Genomic DNA, 14,148 nt, shown 5'->3' with positions numbered 1-14,148 from the left:
GCAACTACGAGTACGCCATCAACAACTCGTTCGGCTTCGGCGGACACAACGTGGCCATCGCCTTCGGGCGGTACTGAGCCTCGTTTGGTGGGCGAAGCGGGGGGTAAAGCCCCGACCATGGCCTTCGCCGAGTATCAAAACGAGCTGTACGACCAGTCGCTGCACGGCAATCAGCCGCAGTATCCGATCCGGTTCGAGGAGCTGGAGGAGAAGGCCGCGGCGGCGATGACGCCGAAGGTGCTGGGCTATGTGGCCGGCGGCGCCGGTGATGAGCACACCCAGCGGGCGAACTGCGCGGCCTTCAAGCGGTGGGGCCTGTATCCGCGCATGGGGATCGCCCCGGAGCAGCGCGACATGTCCGTCGAGTTGTTCGGCATCAGGTTCCCCTCGCCCATCTTCATGGCACCCATCGGCGTCATCGGGGTGTGCGACCCCGACGGGCATGGGGACATGCTCTGTGCGCGGGCCTCGGTTCGCACCGGCGTGCCGTTTTTCTTGGGGACCCTGTCGGCCGACCCGATGGAAAGCCTCGCCGCCGAACTCGGTGACACCCCGGCGTTCTTCCAGCTGTACACGCCACCCAACCGCAAGATGGCCGCCAGCCTGGTGCACCGGGCCGAGGCGGCCGGCTTCAAGGGCATCGCCGTCACGCTGGACACCTGGGTCACCGGCTGGCGACCCCGCGACCTGAGCGGCGGGAACTACCCGCAGGTGCCCAGCGGGTGCCTGGCCAACTACACCAGCGACCCGGTTTTTCGCGCCAACCTGAGCCGGGGTGAAGACGCCACCGAGGCGGCGGTGCGCAAGCTGCCGATCTTCGGCGGCCCGTTCCGGTGGGCGGACCTCGAGTGGCTGCGGGCCGAGACCAGCCTGCCGCTGATGGTCAAGGGCATTTGCCATCCCGACGACGTGCGCCGCGCCAAAGACATTGGCGTGGACGGCATTTACTGCTCCAATCACGGCGGGCGGCAAGCCAACGGCGGGCTGCCCTGCCTGGATTGCCTGCCGGAGGTGGTCGAGGCCGCCGACGGGATGCCGGTGCTGTTCGACTCCGGGGTGCGCGGTGGCGCCGACATCATCAAGGCGCTCGCCCTGGGGGCGACCGCCGTGGGGATCGGTCGCCCGTACGCCTACGGGCTGGCGGTCGGTGGTGTCGACGGCATCGTGCACGTCCTGCGCTCGCTGCTGGCCGAAGCGGACCTGATCATGGCCGTCGACGGGTATCCCTCGCTCAAGGACCTCACCCCCGACGCGTTGCGGCGCGTCGAATACGCTCAATAACAACGCTATTCGTAACTCCCCTCCACATACCAGCGCCGCTGGCGATAGCACAGCAGCAGCGCACGCTCGCTCTCCAGCAACACCTGGGCGCGGGCGGTGCGGCCCTTGGCCAGGTCGGGATCCCACCACCGCTCGTCGACCGGCCAGGGCCCGGACCACCAGCACAGCCGCTCGTCCCGGCCATGGGCGACGATGCGCGCCGGGTCGGCGGAGAACAACCCCCGGATGGTCACCCGTACCGGATTCCCTTGGGCGTCAAGCAGTTCCACCGGGTCGTCCAGCAGCACCGCCGGCGACGGCTCGGGCAGCCGGCCGGGCCACGGCAGATCGGGATCGGCCCGCGGCACCGGCTCGTCGCCGAGCGGGATCAGCGTGATGCGCTCGGCCGGGCCGCGCCCGCCGGACAGCACCGGCACTCGCACCGCCTCCGGACCGAGCAGGCCCTGCACCCGCACCAGCGCCCGGCGGGCCCGCAGCCTGTCCTCCTCGCCCAGGCCGCCCCAGAGCGGCAACTGCAACGCCTCGGCCGAGACCACCTCCACCGCGGCCAGCCGCAACAGCGTCACCGCGGCGGTGGGACGGGGACTTCGCGCGGTGCGGCTGCTCAACCACCCGTCAAGCTGCCAGCGCACCCGATCGGCGGTGGCATCCTCGGTCAACGGCTCGGCGCATCGCCACACCCGGTGCAGTTCTTCGCCGTTGGCGGTGACGGCGTGGATGGCCAGCCGGGTGCATCCCACCCCGGCGTCCATCAGCGCCTGATGCAGCTTGCCGGCCAGCGACCGCCCGGCGAACGCCGCGGCGTCGACCCGGTCGATCGGCGGATCGCAGTCCAGCACGACCTCGAGGTCGGCGGGCGGCTCCCGCCTGGAGGGCGGCCGTTCGGGCTCGCCGCAGGCCAACCGGTGCGCGGTCACCCCGTCGGCGCCGAACCTGGAGGCCACGTCGCTGCGCGACAGCGCGGCGAACTGCCCGATGGTGCGAATCCCCATCCGCCACAACAGGTCCGTCAGTTCTTCGCGGCCGGCACCGGACAGGCTCGGTTCGGTGGCGAGTTGGCGGATGGACAGCACCGACAAAAATTTCGCGTCGCCTCCCGGCTCGACGATCCGGCCCGCCCGGGCCGCGAAGACCGCGGTGGACAACCGGTCGGCGATCCCGGCCTGACACTCGGCGCCGGCGGCGGCCACCGCATCGATCAGGCGTTCGGCGGCGGTGGCCTCGGACCCGAAATAGCGGGCCGCTCCGCGCACCGGCAACGCCAGGAGGCCGGGCCGCAGCACCTCGGCGCGGGGCACCAGGTCGTCCACCGCCGCAATCACCGCTTCGAAGAAGCGGGCGTCGCGGTCCGCGTCGGCGGCGGTGACGTGTAGTTGCGGGCACCGCGCCGCCGCCTCCCGGCGCCGCAGCCCCCGGCGCACCCCCGCGGCACGGGCGGCCGACGAGCAGGCGATCACCCGGTTGGCCAGCGTGACCGCGATCGGGGCGGTCGCGGACAGACCCGCGGCCGTCGCCGCCGCGACCGCCGGCCAATCCATGCACCAGATCGCCAAAACCCTTGAACCAGAAGGGGTTACCACGGTATTTACCCGGCTCGCGCTGGAGTCGTCACCCGTCGTCCCGCGCACGTCCCGCTGACCTGCAGCCGCACCCCGCCGATCCGGCCGAATCCGGGACGGCCCTCGGCGGTGATCTCATACCCACAGACCCGGGCGGCCAGGCGCGTCGGGGCCCCCTGCCAATCGCCGCCGGTGACCAGCAGGGTGCAGCCCTTGTTACGGGCGCGGGCCACCACCGCCCGCGCCCGGGTCGGCGGCACCCGGCGCCCGCCCAGCCCCAGGACCACCAGGTCCATGCCGTCGACGAGCACCGCGGCCACCTCCACCGGATCGGTGCCGGGATCCGGTATCACCGCGAGCCGGCTCAGATCCGCCCCCATCTCCGCGGCGGCCAGCAACCCGATGTCCGGCTGGCCCACGATTGCGGCGTTGCCACCGGCGGCCGTGACGGCGGCCACCACGCTCAGCAACAGCGACCGGGCACCCGAGAGCACCGCGACCGTTCCCCGCGGCACCGGCGCGGGCAGCAGGTCGGCCAGCCAGGGCGGGAGGGCGAGCTGGGACTCCGAGTCGGGCAGCAGATCGTCGGCGGGCACCGTGGCGGCCCCGGCCTTCTTCCCGGCGATGCTCGCCATCCGCCGGCGCAACGATTCCAGCTGCTCAGCACGGGTTTCCTGGCGGCGGCTGGAGGCAAAAGCCGCGGTCATGACAGCCTCCTAGCACCACGTTCGGGAAAAGTATTCGAATGTATGTTCGATACATTTCGAAGTAAACACCTGCCCTCCGACAACCGTCAAGCGACGCAAGGGGCAGCGTTATGCGATCGATACTGGTGTGGCTGATGGGTGGCATGTGGCCGCATTTTCGCGGCCGGGGCCTACTCCCATTCGATGGTGCCGGGTGGTTTGCTGGTGATGTCCAGCACCACGCGGTTGACCTCGGCCACCTCGTTGGTGATCCGGGTCGAGATGCGCTCGAGCACCTCGTAGGGCACCCGGGTCCAGTCGGCGGTCATGGCGTCCTCACTGGACACCGGGCGCAGCACGATCGGGTGTCCGTAGGTGCGGCCATCGCCCTGCACGCCGACCGAGCGCACCTCGCCGAGCAGCACCACCGGACACTGCCAGATCAGGGTGTCCAGGCCGGCAGCGGTGAGTTCCTCGCGGGCGATCGAGTCCGCACGCCGCAGCGTGTCCAGCCGGGCAGCGGTGACCTCGCCGACGATCCGGATCCCCAAACCCGGTCCCGGAAAGGGTTGGCGCGCAACAATATCCTCCGGCAGGCCCAACTCGCGGCCGACCGCGCGGACCTCGTCCTTGAACAGCAGCCGCAGCGGCTCGACGAGCGTGAACTTCAGGTCGTCGGGCAGGCCGCCGACGTTGTGGTGGCTCTTGATGTTCGCGGTCCCGCTGCCACCGCCCGATTCCACCACGTCCGGATACAGCGTGCCCTGCACCAGGAAATCGACGTGAGAATCCCCGTCCCCCACGATGTCTCGCACCGCACCCTCGAAGGCCCGGATGAACTGGCGTCCGATGATCTTGCGTTTGCCTTCGGGATTGGTCACGCCCGCCAGTGCGGAGAGAAAGGTGTCGGCCGCGTCGACGGTGACCAGGTTGGCCCCGGTGGCGGCGACGAAGTCGCGCTGCACCTGCGCCCGCTCGCCGGCGCGCAGCAGCCCGTGGTCGACGAAGACACAGGTCAACCGGTCACCGATGGCGCGCTGCACCAGCGCGGCGGCCACCGCGGAATCCACCCCGCCCGACAGCCCGCAGATCGCCCGGCCGTCGCCGATCTGGGCGCGCACCTGCTCGATCAGCACCTCGGCGATGTTGGCGGCCGTCCAGTCCGCGCCCAGACCGGCGAAGTCGTGCAGGAATCGGCTGAGCACCTGCTGGCCGTGCGGGCTGTGCATGACCTCCGGGTGGTACTGCACACCGGCCAGGCGTCGGGCCCGGTTTTCGAAGCCGGCCACCGAAGCGCCGGAGCTGCTGGCCACCACCTCGAACCCGTCCGGCGCGGCCGTGACCGCGTCACCGTGGCTCATCCACACCGGCTGCACACTCGGTAATCCCGAATGCAGTTCGCCGCCGAGGACTTTCAGTTCGGTGCGACCGTATTCGCTGGTGCCGGTGTGGGCGACGGTCCCGCCCAGCGCCTGCGCCATCGCCTGAAACCCATAACAGATGCCGAACACCGGCACCCCGAGATCGAACAGCGCCGGGTCGATCTGGGGCGCGCCGTCGGCGTAGACACTGGACGGCCCGCCGGAGAGCACCAGCGCCAGCGGGTCGCGGGCCTTGATGTCCTCGACCGTCGCGGTGTGCGGGATGACCTCGGAGAACACCCGCGCCTCGCGGACGCGACGGGCGATCAACTGCGCGTACTGCGCGCCGAAGTCCACGACCAGCACCGGTCGGGCCGGCGCTCCGGACACCTCGGAGATCTCGAGTTCAGGGCTTTCAGTGGGGTCGGCCACGCACGCGAGTCTAGTGGCTGCCGGCGTCGCCGCCGCCCGACAGGCCTACAGCGCAAACGCGGTGCGGACGGCGCCGACGGCATCCGCGTCGCCGTGGAACTCGATTCGCCGCCGCGCCGCGGTGCGCTTGGCTTCGTCGGTGCCCAGCCGGGCGGCCACCAGGTCCGCCGCAGTCGCCGTGATCGTCACTGCGGGCTCACCGCGGACACCGGCCAGGCGTCCCTGTGTCACCGCGAATTCGAAACGGCGGCCGTCGATCTCGACCCGGCAGGTGGTCTCCACACCGGCGGCCCGGCCCGACTGAAAGCCCAGCAGGATTCCGGCCAGGAACCCGTTGAGCGGCGACACCGGCCCGTCGCCGATCGGGTCCAGGTGGTCCAGCCCGAACCACGCGATGCTCTGTAGCACCGGCAGCACACGCTGCCAGCCCAGGTCGCTGAGGCTGTAGACGGTGCGACCGATCGGCGCCGGCAGGTCGGCGCGATCGACCAGCCCGGCATGTGTGAGCTCCTTGAGCCGCTCGGCGAGCAGATTCGTTGCGATGCCGGGCAGTTCGGCCCGCAGGTCACCGTAGCGGCGGGCGCCGCCGACCAGCTCGCGCAGGATCAGCAGGGTCCACCGCTCACCGAGGACGTCGAGCCCCCGGGCGATCGGGCAGTTCTGGTTGTAGTTCCTGCGGGACGCCACCATGCCACCCTACCTGGGGTTAGACATCTTTTTCAAGTTTGTACTTGATTTGTTTGTCTGACAGATTTACTGTCTTGTTCATGCGCACCGACCCAGCGTTTCGCAACCACCCCATCGCCGCGCTCGCCGTCATCTGCCTGGGTGTCTTCGTCATCAGCGTCGACGCCACCATCGTCAACGTCGCGCTGCCCACGCTGGCGCGCGAACTCGGCGCCGACACCGCACAGCTGCAATGGATCGTCGACGCCTACACGCTGGTGATGTCCGGGCTGTTGCTCTCGGCGGGCAGCCTGTCCGACCGCTACGGCAGGCGGGGCTGGCTGAATTCCGGGCTGGCGCTGTTCGCCGTCACATCCGCGGTTGCCGCACAGACCAATTCGGCCGAGGCGTTGATCGCCGCGCGGGCAGCCATGGGGGTGGGCGCCGCGGTGATCTTCCCGACCACGCTGGGACTGATCACCAACATCTTCACCGACCCGGTGCCGCGCGCCAAGGCGATTGGACTGTGGGCGGCCATGGTCGGTGTCGGGGTGGCCGTCGGCCCGATCAGCGGCGGCTGGCTGCTCGAACACTTCTGGTGGGGCTCGATTTTCATGGTGAACATTCCGATTGCCGCGCTGGCCATCGTCGGTGGCGCGCTGTTCGTCCCGACCTCGCGCGACCCGGCGGCGCCGCGGGTCGACATCGGTGGCCTCATCCTGTCCGCGATCGGGGTCACGACGCTGGTCTACACGGTCATCGAGGCGCCCACGTGGGGGTGGACCGACGGCCGGACGGCGGCCGGATTCGCCGTCGCCGCAGCCATTCTCGTCGCGTTCGCGCGCTGGGAACGGCGCAGCACCCACCCGATGCTCGACGTCTCGGTGTTCCTCAACCGCCGGTTCTCCGGCGGCAGCCTGGCGGTGACCGCGGGGTTTCTCACCCTGTTCGGTTTCATCTTCGTCATCACCCAGTACTTCCAATTCATCAAGGACTACACGGCGTTTCAGGCCGGTGTGCGCCTGCTGCCGGTCGCCGCCTCGATCGCGCTCGCCAGCATCGTCGGGCCCCGGCTGGTCGAACGCGTCGGCACCACCGCCGTCGTCGCCGCCGGCCTGGCCGTGTTCGCCGCCGGGCTGGCCTGGGCGTCCACCGTCGACGCCGCCACGCCGTACCTCGAGATCGCCACGCAGATGCTGCTGCTCGGCGGGGGCCTGGGCCTGACCTTCTCGCCGGCCACCGAATCGATCATGGGATCGCTGTCCGTCGACAAGGCCGGCGTCGGCTCGGCCGTCAACGACACCACCCGCGAGCTCGGCGGCACGCTCGGAGTCGCCGTCGCCGGCAGCATCTTCGCGTCCGTGTACTCCGGGCACCTCGACGCGGCCACCCTGACCGGGCTGCCCGCCGACGCGATGCGCCACTCAATGGCCCTGGCGCACACGGTGATCCAGCGACTGCCCGCGCACCAAGCCGGGCAGGTGCGCGCCGCAGTGGATCGCGCGTTCCTGGACGGGCTGCAGGTCAGCTCGCTGGTCTGCGCGGGCATCGCGCTGGGCGCGGCGATCGTCGTCGGCTGGCTCCTCCCGGCCAGGCAGCCGGCGCCTCAACAGGAAAGGACACTCCGATGAACGGTCGAGTATTGGTCACCGGCGCCACCGGAAAGATCGGCGGCGCGGTCGCCGCACAGCTGCTGGAAAGGGGCGTCCGAACCAGGGCCATGGTGCATCGTGACGATGCGCGCAGCGCCCGGCTGCGGGAGATGGGCGCCGAGGTCGTCATCGCCGATATGTTTGACATCCAACAGGTTATGGGTGCCATCGCCGGGATCGACCGGCTCTATTTCAACCCTCCCTATCATCCGCATGCCCTCGACAGCGCCGTTGCCTTCGCCGTGGCCGCCCGACGCTCAGGCGTGGAAGCAGTGGTGGCGCTTGGCCAATGGCTGGCCAGCCCGGAGCATCCGTCGCTGATGACGAGGCAGGCCTGGTTGACCGACAAGCTGTTCGAGTTGCTGCCCGATACGGCGCATGTGGCCGTCGATCCGGGTTACTTCGCCGACAACTACCTGCAGCTGGTCCCCCTGGCCGCCCAGCTCGGGGTGTTGCCGACACCGACCGGGGTGGGCCGAAACGCGCCGCCCTCCAACGAAGACATCGCGCGGGTCGCCGTCGGCGCGCTGCTCGACCCCCACCGTCACGACGGCCGCGCCTACCGGCCCACCGGACCGACGCTGCTCTCGGGGGCCGAGATCGCCGATGCGGTCGGTGCAGCGTTGGGCAGGCGGGTGCGTCACATCGACGTTCCGCCGTGGATGTTCATGCGCGCCGTGCGCGTCAACGCCAAACGGCTCGGCGCCGGTGGGTTCTTCCAGTCCAGCTTGCGTCACTACCTTCCCGAGCACGGCCAGGGAACCTGGGAGGTGGGCGCGCCGACCACACACGTCCGCGATGTCGCCGGCGTCGAGCCCGAGGACTTCCTCACCATCGCGCGCCGCTATGTCACCGGACCGGAATCCCGCCGTACCGCAGGCAATTTCATGCGACAGCTGGGCAACTTCATGTTGACCGCGATCACACCGATGCGCCGGCTGGACAAGTTCGACCGGACCCAACAACACCCGCAGCCCGCCCACCCACGGCTTTCCGGCCAGTCCCCGGTATGGCGCAGTGAGCACGGCGTCGCGCACCGGGATCCCGTTGCCCTGAACGCCGCTGGAGAAAGGATCGGAACACGATGAGTACGGCACCACAAGGCAGCACCTACGTCTTGGGCCACGCCGACGCGGAGGTGCAGCGCCTCCTCCTGCAGGGCCGGCTCTACGACCACCACACCGAGCACGCGCTGCGACTGGCCGGGCTGCGGCCGGGCATGCGCGTGCTCGACATCGGGTCCGGACCCGGCGACGTGTCGTTCGTCGCCGCCCGGCTGGTCGGTCCGACCGGGACCGTCCTCGGCGTCGACGCCGCGGCCGCGATGGTCGAGCTCGCCCGCGCCCGCGCTCTCGAACAGGGCTGGCGCACAGTGCGTTTCACCCAGGCCGCGGTCGACACCATCGTGCCGGACGAACCGGTGGACGCGGTCATCGGCCGGTTGATCCTGATGCACCTGCCGGACCCGGCCGCCACGTTGCGGCGCCTCAGCTCCTTCGTACGCCCCGGCGGCGTTGTCGCGTTCTCGGAGAACGACATCACCGGTGCGCACGGCGTTCCGGACACGCCGCTGTTCCGGCGCGTGACGGGCGGAATCGTTCGCGCCTTCGAGGACATGGGGCTCAGCCCGCGATTCGGCACCACGCTGCACACGATCTTCGCCGACGCCGGCCTCAGCACTCCGCGGCTGACCCTCGGCACGCCGATCGGCACCGCCGCCGACACGGACATCCTGGCCTACCTCGCGGAAGTCTGGCGGCTGGTGTCCCCCATTGCCGAACAGGGAGGCTTCGCCATCGACGAACTCGCCGACATCGACGAGTTCGTGCCGCGATTCCGTCAGGAGGCGCAGGCGGTCAACGCCCTCATCGCGATGCCTCCCATCATTACCGCGTGGGCTCAGGTGCAGAAATGAACGACACCATCGCGGCCCAGTACTCGACCGGCCTGTCGCGGGCAAACATCAAACGGGCGCTGATCGACGCCGGGAAGGACCTCGACGGCCTTCGACCCGCCGACCTGGCCCTGCTGGAGGACTTCCACACCATGGGCCGCATCGCCACCGCGCAGCTGGTGGACCTTACGCAGATCTCCAGCGCGAGCGCGGTGCTCGACGCCGGTAGCGGGATCGGTGGCACGGCCCGCTACCTCGCCGACCGCTATGGCTGCCGGGTCACCGCCGTTGACCTCACCGAGGAGTACTGCGAGACGAACGACTGGCTCAACCGGCTCGTCGGTCTCGACCGCCTCATCGCGGTTCGCCAGGCGGACGTCACCGAACTCCCCTTCGCCGACGACACTTTCGACGTCGCGATCAGCCAGCACGTCCAGATGAACGTGGCCGACAAGGCGCGGCTCTACGCCGAGGCGCGCCGCGTCCTCACTCCCGGTGGCCGGCTTGCGCTGTGGGACTTGACCATCGGCGACGGCCGCGCACTCGACTTCCCGTTGCCCTGGACCGACACCGCCGCCAACAGCCACCTGGTGGCCCCCGGCGAGCTGCGCACCCTGGTCACCTCCGCGGGATTGGCGGTGCAGCACTGGAACGACCTCACCGAGACCGCGAGCTCGCTCATGCAGGCGCTGCTGGCCCAGCCGCCCCAGCCGCTGGGCCTGCACGCCTTCGTCCCCGACTTCGACCGCAAGGCCGAAAACCTCACCCGGGCGCTGGCCGATGGGCGCCTGCGCGCGATCCAGGGCGTGGCAGTGGCAAAAGACCGCTGATCCCTGGCGACACGCATGGCGGGCATGGTGAAGTGGGTATCGCTTAAGCCAGACGCCCGAGACCAGAGAGCGAGGTCCGCCGTTGAGTTCAGCGCTGGGTCTGCCGGAGGAGGTGCGTGCCTGTCTGTTCGACCTCGACGGAGTGCTCACCGACACCGCCAGTGTGCACACCAAGGCCTGGAAGGCCATGTTCGACGCCTACCTGTCCGACCGGGCCAAGCGCACCGGCGACGAATTCGTCCCCTTCGACGCGGGCGCGGACTACCGCGAATACGTGGACGGCAAGAAGCGCGAGGACGGCGTCCGGTCCTTTTTGGAAAGCCGCGACATCCAGCTGCCCGACGGCAGCCCCGACGACCCCGACGACGCCGAGACGATCTACGGCCTGGGCAACCGCAAGAACGACATGTTCCAGAAGGTGCTCAAGGAGGACGGCGTCAAGGTGTTCGATGGATCCCGCCGCTACCTAGAGGCGGTGTCGGCCGCGGGCCTGGCAATCGCGGTGGTGTCGTCGAGCGCCAACACCCGCGACGTCCTCGAGGTCACCGGCCTGGACCGGTTCGTGCAAAAGCGGGTGGACGGCGTCACCCTGCGCGAGGAACACATCGCCGGCAAGCCGGCCCCCGACTCTTACCTGCGCGGGGCGCAGCTGCTCGACGTCGACGCCGCAGCGGCGGCGGTGTTCGAAGACGCGTTGTCCGGCGTGGCGGCCGGCCGGGCCGGTAACTTCGGATTCGTGGTGGGCGTCGACCGAGTGGGCCAGGCCGAGGAACTGCGCCGCAACGGCGCCGACGTGGTGGTCACCGACCTCGCCGAGCTGCTGGGCTCATGATCACCGACGAATCGTTCCCCGTTGACCCCTGGCACGTGCGCGAGACCCAGCTCGACCTGAATCTGCTGGCCCAGTCAGAATCGCTGTTCACCCTGTCCAACGGGCACATCGGGCTGCGCGGCAACCTCGACGAGGGCGAGCCCTACGGCCTGCCGGGCACCTATCTGAACTCCTTCTACGAGATCCGGCCGCTGCCCTACGCCGAGGCCGGTTACGGCTACCCCGAAGCCGGCCAGACGCTGGTCGACGTCACCAACGGCAAGATCATCCGGCTGCTGGTCGAGGACGAGCCGTTCGACGTCCGCTACGGCGAAGTCCTATGTCACGAACGGGATCTGGACCTTCGCGCCGGAACGCTGACCCGCAGCGCGCACTGGCGCTCGCCGGCGGGCAAAGAGGTCAAGGTGGTCTCCACCCGGCTGGTGTCACTGGCCCAGCGCGGCGTCGCCGCCATCGAGTACTGCGTCGAGGCGATCGGTGAGTTCGTTCGGGTGACGGTGCAGTCGGAGCTGGTCACCAACGAGGACCAGCCGGAGACCTCCGGCGACCCCCGGGTGTCGGCCATCCTGGAGACCCCGCTCGAAGCGGTCGCGCACGAATACACCGACACTGGAGCGGTTCTCATGCACCGCACGCGCAGCAGCGCGCTGATGATGGCCGCCGGCATGGATCACGAGGTCGACGTTGAAGGGCGCGTCGAGGTCACCACCGACGCGCGCGCCGACCTGGCCCGCACCACCGTGATCTGCGGGCTGCGCAAGGGACAGCGGCTGCGCGTCGTCAAGTACCTGGCGTACGGATGGTCGAGCATGCGCTCGCGCCCGGCGCTGCGCGACCAGGTCGCCGCCGCGCTGCACAGCGCCCGCTACACCAGCTGGCAGGGACTGTTGGATGCGCAGCGCGAGTATCTGGACAACTTCTGGGACTGCGCCGACGTCGAGGTCGAGGGCGACCCCGAATCCCAGCAGGCCGTGCGATTTGGGCTGTTCCACCTGCTGCAGGCCAGCGCCCGCGCCGAACGCCGCGCGATCGCCGCCAAGGGGCTCACCGGAACCGGCTATGACGGCCACGCCTTCTGGGACACCGAGGGGTACGTGCTGCCGGTGCTCAGCTACACCGCGCCACACACCGTGGCCGACGCGCTGCGCTGGCGCGCCTCGACCCTGGATCTGGCCAAGGAGCGGGCGGCCGAACTGGGCTTGGAGGGCGCCGCGTTCCCCTGGCGGACCATCCGCGGGCAGGAGTGTTCGGCCTACTGGCCGGCCGGCACGGCGGCCTGGCACATCAACGCCGACATCGCGATGGCCTTCGAGCGCTACCGCATCGTCACCGGCGACGACGACCTGGAGGCCGATTGCGGGCTGGAGGTGCTGGTCGAGACCGCCCGGCTGTGGCTCTCGCTCGGCCACCACGACCGGCACGGCGTCTGGCACCTCGACGGCGTCACCGGCCCCGACGAGTACACGGCGATCGTGCGCGACAACGTCTTCACCAACCTGATGGCCGCGCACAATCTGCGCGTCGCCGCCGACGCCTGCAACCGCCACCCCGATGTGGCCAAGGCGCTGGGGGTCACCAACGAGGAGATGGCGGCGTGGCGCGATGCGGCCGGCGCCGCCAACATTCCGTACGACGAGGGGCTGGGAGTCCATCAGCAGTGTGAAGGATTCACCACCCTCGCGGAGTGGGACTTCAAGGAGAACCACGCCTACCCGTTGCTGCTGCACGACCCGTACGTGCGCCTGTACCCCGCGCAGGTGATCAAGCAGGCCGACTTGGTCCTGGCGATGCACTGGCAGAGCCACGCGTTCACGCCCGAGCAGAAGGCGCGCAACGTCGACTATTACGAGCCGCGCATGGTCCGCGACTCGTCACTGTCGGCGTGCACGCAGGCGGTGATGTGCGCCGAGGTGGGGCACCTCGAGCTCGCGCACGACTACGCTTACGAGGCCGCCCTGATCGACCTGCGCGATCTGCACCACAACACCCGCGACGGTCTGCACATGGCCTCATTGGCCGGCGCCTGGACGGCGCTGGTGTCCGGCTTCGGCGGCTTACGCGACGACGAGGGCGTTTTGTCGCTGGATCCTCAACTGCCCGATGGCATTTCGCGGCTACGGTTCCGGCTGCGCTGGCGCGACTTCCGGGTCACGGTCGACGTCAACCACGCCGAGGTCACCTACACGCTGCGCGACGGGCCCGGCGGCGAGCTGACCATCCGGCACGCCGGCGAGGACCTCGAGCTGAGCACCGAATCCGCGACGACGGTCGCGGTGCATCCCCGCAAGCCGCTACTGCCGCCGCCGCAGCAGCCCGCCGGCCGCGAACCGCTGCACCGGCGATCCCTGATCGCGGAATCGGTGCAGGCTCACTGAGCATCGGCGGGCGCGAGGATGCGTTGCACCTCCGCGCCGGCCGCTGCGCGTATCTCGGCATCCGTCAGCTCCTCAATCCCGGTGGCGGACCGCAGGATCGGGGCGAACAGGCGCCAACCGAACTGCAGCGCAAGGGCATTGGCGACCGCGAGCCGGGCCTTGACGTCGTCATCGTAGAGCGGCCGCACCCCGTCGAGCAGCGTCGCGATGTTGGGAAAGCGCTTCTGTAGCTGGCCGGCCGGATAGCCGTCCAGCACGGTGCGCGCCATCACCCGCATCTGGCGATCAAGGGAACTCTCCAGCACGGCCGCGGGCGCATCGGTGCCCAGCAGGGCGCTCAGGTTGGCGCCCAGGTGATCGAGCACGGCGCCGACCAATTGCTCCTTGGTGCCGAAGTGGCGGAACACCAGTCCGTGGTTGACGTTGGAGCGCGCGGCGATGTCGCGGATGGACGTCGCGGCCGGACCGCGCTCGGCGAACAGGTCGGTGGCGGCTTCCAGGATCGCCGCGGCCACCTCCGCGCGCCCGGTGGGCACCTTCCCGCGGCCGGTTGCGGAAGTTGTAGTCATTTGACTACACT

At 69.8% G+C, this 14,148-nt stretch carries 13 protein-coding genes; 8 read left to right on the top strand and 5 right to left on the bottom strand.

Annotation, left to right across the window (positions count from 1 at the left end):
• Nucleotides 1-77: hypothetical protein (locus A5624_RS29065; protein ID WP_231122602.1), on the top strand; the 77-nt coding region annotated here is incomplete at its 5' end.
• A gap of 40 nt (nucleotides 78-117) precedes the next feature.
• The gene (locus tag A5624_RS13475; protein WP_066866898.1) at nucleotides 118-1,281 is read left to right on the top strand and encodes an alpha-hydroxy-acid oxidizing protein; all 1,164 of its coding nucleotides are present in this window, start codon (nucleotides 118-120) and stop codon (nucleotides 1,279-1,281) included.
• A gap of 5 nt (nucleotides 1,282-1,286) precedes the next feature.
• Here A5624_RS13475 and A5624_RS13470 read toward each other — a convergent pair whose 3' ends face one another.
• From A5624_RS13470 to A5624_RS13455, 4 genes are all read right to left on the bottom strand, one after another.
• Nucleotides 1,287-2,819: a DNA polymerase Y family protein gene (locus A5624_RS13470; protein WP_066866896.1), complete on the bottom strand. Its 1,533-nt coding sequence runs from the start codon at nucleotides 2,817-2,819 to the stop codon at nucleotides 1,287-1,289.
• Nucleotides 2,820-2,866: 47 nt separating this feature from the next.
• The gene (locus A5624_RS13465) at nucleotides 2,867-3,547 is read right to left on the bottom strand and encodes a hypothetical protein (RefSeq protein WP_066866894.1); all 681 of its coding nucleotides are present in this window, start codon (nucleotides 3,545-3,547) and stop codon (nucleotides 2,867-2,869) included.
• A 170-nt stretch (nucleotides 3,548-3,717) separates the two neighbouring features.
• Nucleotides 3,718-5,286 carry a glutamine-hydrolyzing GMP synthase gene (gene guaA / locus A5624_RS13460; RefSeq protein WP_369827483.1) on the bottom strand — a complete coding sequence of 523 codons (1,569 nt, stop codon included), beginning with the start codon at nucleotides 5,284-5,286 and terminating at the stop codon, nucleotides 3,718-3,720.
• 78 nt (nucleotides 5,287-5,364) lie between these two features.
• Nucleotides 5,365-6,009, bottom strand: coding sequence for a helix-turn-helix domain-containing protein (locus A5624_RS13455; protein WP_066866892.1), 645 nt, complete (start codon nucleotides 6,007-6,009; stop codon nucleotides 5,365-5,367).
• A 77-nt stretch (nucleotides 6,010-6,086) separates the two neighbouring features.
• On the opposite strand from A5624_RS13455, the gene A5624_RS13450 reads away from it, so the two are divergent.
• The 6 genes from A5624_RS13450 to A5624_RS13425 all read left to right on the top strand — a co-directional run bounded on the left by A5624_RS13450 (nucleotide 6,087) and on the right by A5624_RS13425 (nucleotide 13,568).
• Entirely contained in the window at nucleotides 6,087-7,616 is a 1,530-nt protein-coding gene (locus A5624_RS13450) for an MFS transporter (protein WP_066866890.1), read from the top strand.
• Entirely contained in the window at nucleotides 7,613-8,725 is a 1,113-nt protein-coding gene (locus tag A5624_RS13445) for an NmrA family NAD(P)-binding protein (RefSeq protein WP_066866887.1), read from the top strand. The genes A5624_RS13450 and A5624_RS13445 overlap by 4 nt, the downstream gene beginning before the upstream one ends.
• On the top strand, nucleotides 8,722-9,552 hold the full coding sequence (locus A5624_RS13440; RefSeq protein ID WP_066866885.1) for a methyltransferase domain-containing protein: 831 nt from the start codon (nucleotides 8,722-8,724) through the stop codon (nucleotides 9,550-9,552). The genes A5624_RS13445 and A5624_RS13440 overlap by 4 nt, the downstream gene beginning before the upstream one ends.
• Nucleotides 9,549-10,361: a class I SAM-dependent methyltransferase gene (locus A5624_RS13435; RefSeq protein ID WP_066866883.1), complete on the top strand. Its 813-nt coding sequence runs from the start codon at nucleotides 9,549-9,551 to the stop codon at nucleotides 10,359-10,361. Before A5624_RS13440 ends, A5624_RS13435 begins: the two co-directional genes overlap by 4 nt.
• An 82-nt stretch (nucleotides 10,362-10,443) precedes the next feature.
• The gene (locus tag A5624_RS13430; RefSeq protein ID WP_066866881.1) at nucleotides 10,444-11,193 is read left to right on the top strand and encodes a beta-phosphoglucomutase family hydrolase; all 750 of its coding nucleotides are present in this window, start codon (nucleotides 10,444-10,446) and stop codon (nucleotides 11,191-11,193) included.
• On the top strand, nucleotides 11,190-13,568 hold the full coding sequence (locus tag A5624_RS13425; protein ID WP_066866879.1) for a glycoside hydrolase family 65 protein: 2,379 nt from the start codon (nucleotides 11,190-11,192) through the stop codon (nucleotides 13,566-13,568). Before A5624_RS13430 ends, A5624_RS13425 begins: the two co-directional genes overlap by 4 nt.
• On the opposite strand, the gene A5624_RS13420 is transcribed toward A5624_RS13425, so the two are convergent.
• On the bottom strand, nucleotides 13,562-14,137 hold the full coding sequence (locus A5624_RS13420) for a TetR/AcrR family transcriptional regulator (RefSeq protein ID WP_066866877.1): 576 nt from the start codon (nucleotides 14,135-14,137) through the stop codon (nucleotides 13,562-13,564). The two genes, A5624_RS13425 and A5624_RS13420, sit on opposite strands and share 7 nt — an antisense overlap.
• Nucleotides 14,138-14,148 lie beyond the last annotated feature (11 nt).

This window comes from Mycobacterium sp. 1482292.6 (genome assembly GCF_001672995.1).
In the GTDB taxonomy this organism is placed as follows: Bacteria; Actinomycetota; Actinomycetes; order Mycobacteriales; family Mycobacteriaceae; genus Mycobacterium; species Mycobacterium europaeum_A.
This window is presented reverse-complemented; position numbering and strand designations above follow the sequence as displayed.

Bases quoted from the DNA above. Each gene is read 5' to 3' on its own strand.
- A5624_RS13475 (WP_066866898.1), top strand. From the start codon at position 118: ATGGCCTTCGCCGAGTATCAAAACGAGCTGTACGACCAGTCGCTGCAC.
- A5624_RS13470 (WP_066866896.1), bottom strand. From the start codon at position 2,819: ATGGATTGGCCGGCGGTCGCGGCGGCGACGGCCGCGGGTCTGTCCGCG.
- A5624_RS13465 (WP_066866894.1), bottom strand. From the start codon at position 3,547: ATGACCGCGGCTTTTGCCTCCAGCCGCCGCCAGGAAACCCGTGCTGAG.
- A5624_RS13455 (WP_066866892.1), bottom strand. From the start codon at position 6,009: ATGGTGGCGTCCCGCAGGAACTACAACCAGAACTGCCCGATCGCCCGG.
- A5624_RS13450 (WP_066866890.1), top strand. From the start codon at position 6,087: ATGCGCACCGACCCAGCGTTTCGCAACCACCCCATCGCCGCGCTCGCC.
- A5624_RS13445 (WP_066866887.1), top strand. From the start codon at position 7,613: ATGAACGGTCGAGTATTGGTCACCGGCGCCACCGGAAAGATCGGCGGC.
- A5624_RS13440 (WP_066866885.1), top strand. From the start codon at position 8,722: ATGAGTACGGCACCACAAGGCAGCACCTACGTCTTGGGCCACGCCGAC.
- A5624_RS13435 (WP_066866883.1), top strand. From the start codon at position 9,549: ATGAACGACACCATCGCGGCCCAGTACTCGACCGGCCTGTCGCGGGCA.
- A5624_RS13425 (WP_066866879.1), top strand. From the start codon at position 11,190: ATGATCACCGACGAATCGTTCCCCGTTGACCCCTGGCACGTGCGCGAG.
- A5624_RS13420 (WP_066866877.1), bottom strand. From the start codon at position 14,137: ATGACTACAACTTCCGCAACCGGCCGCGGGAAGGTGCCCACCGGGCGC.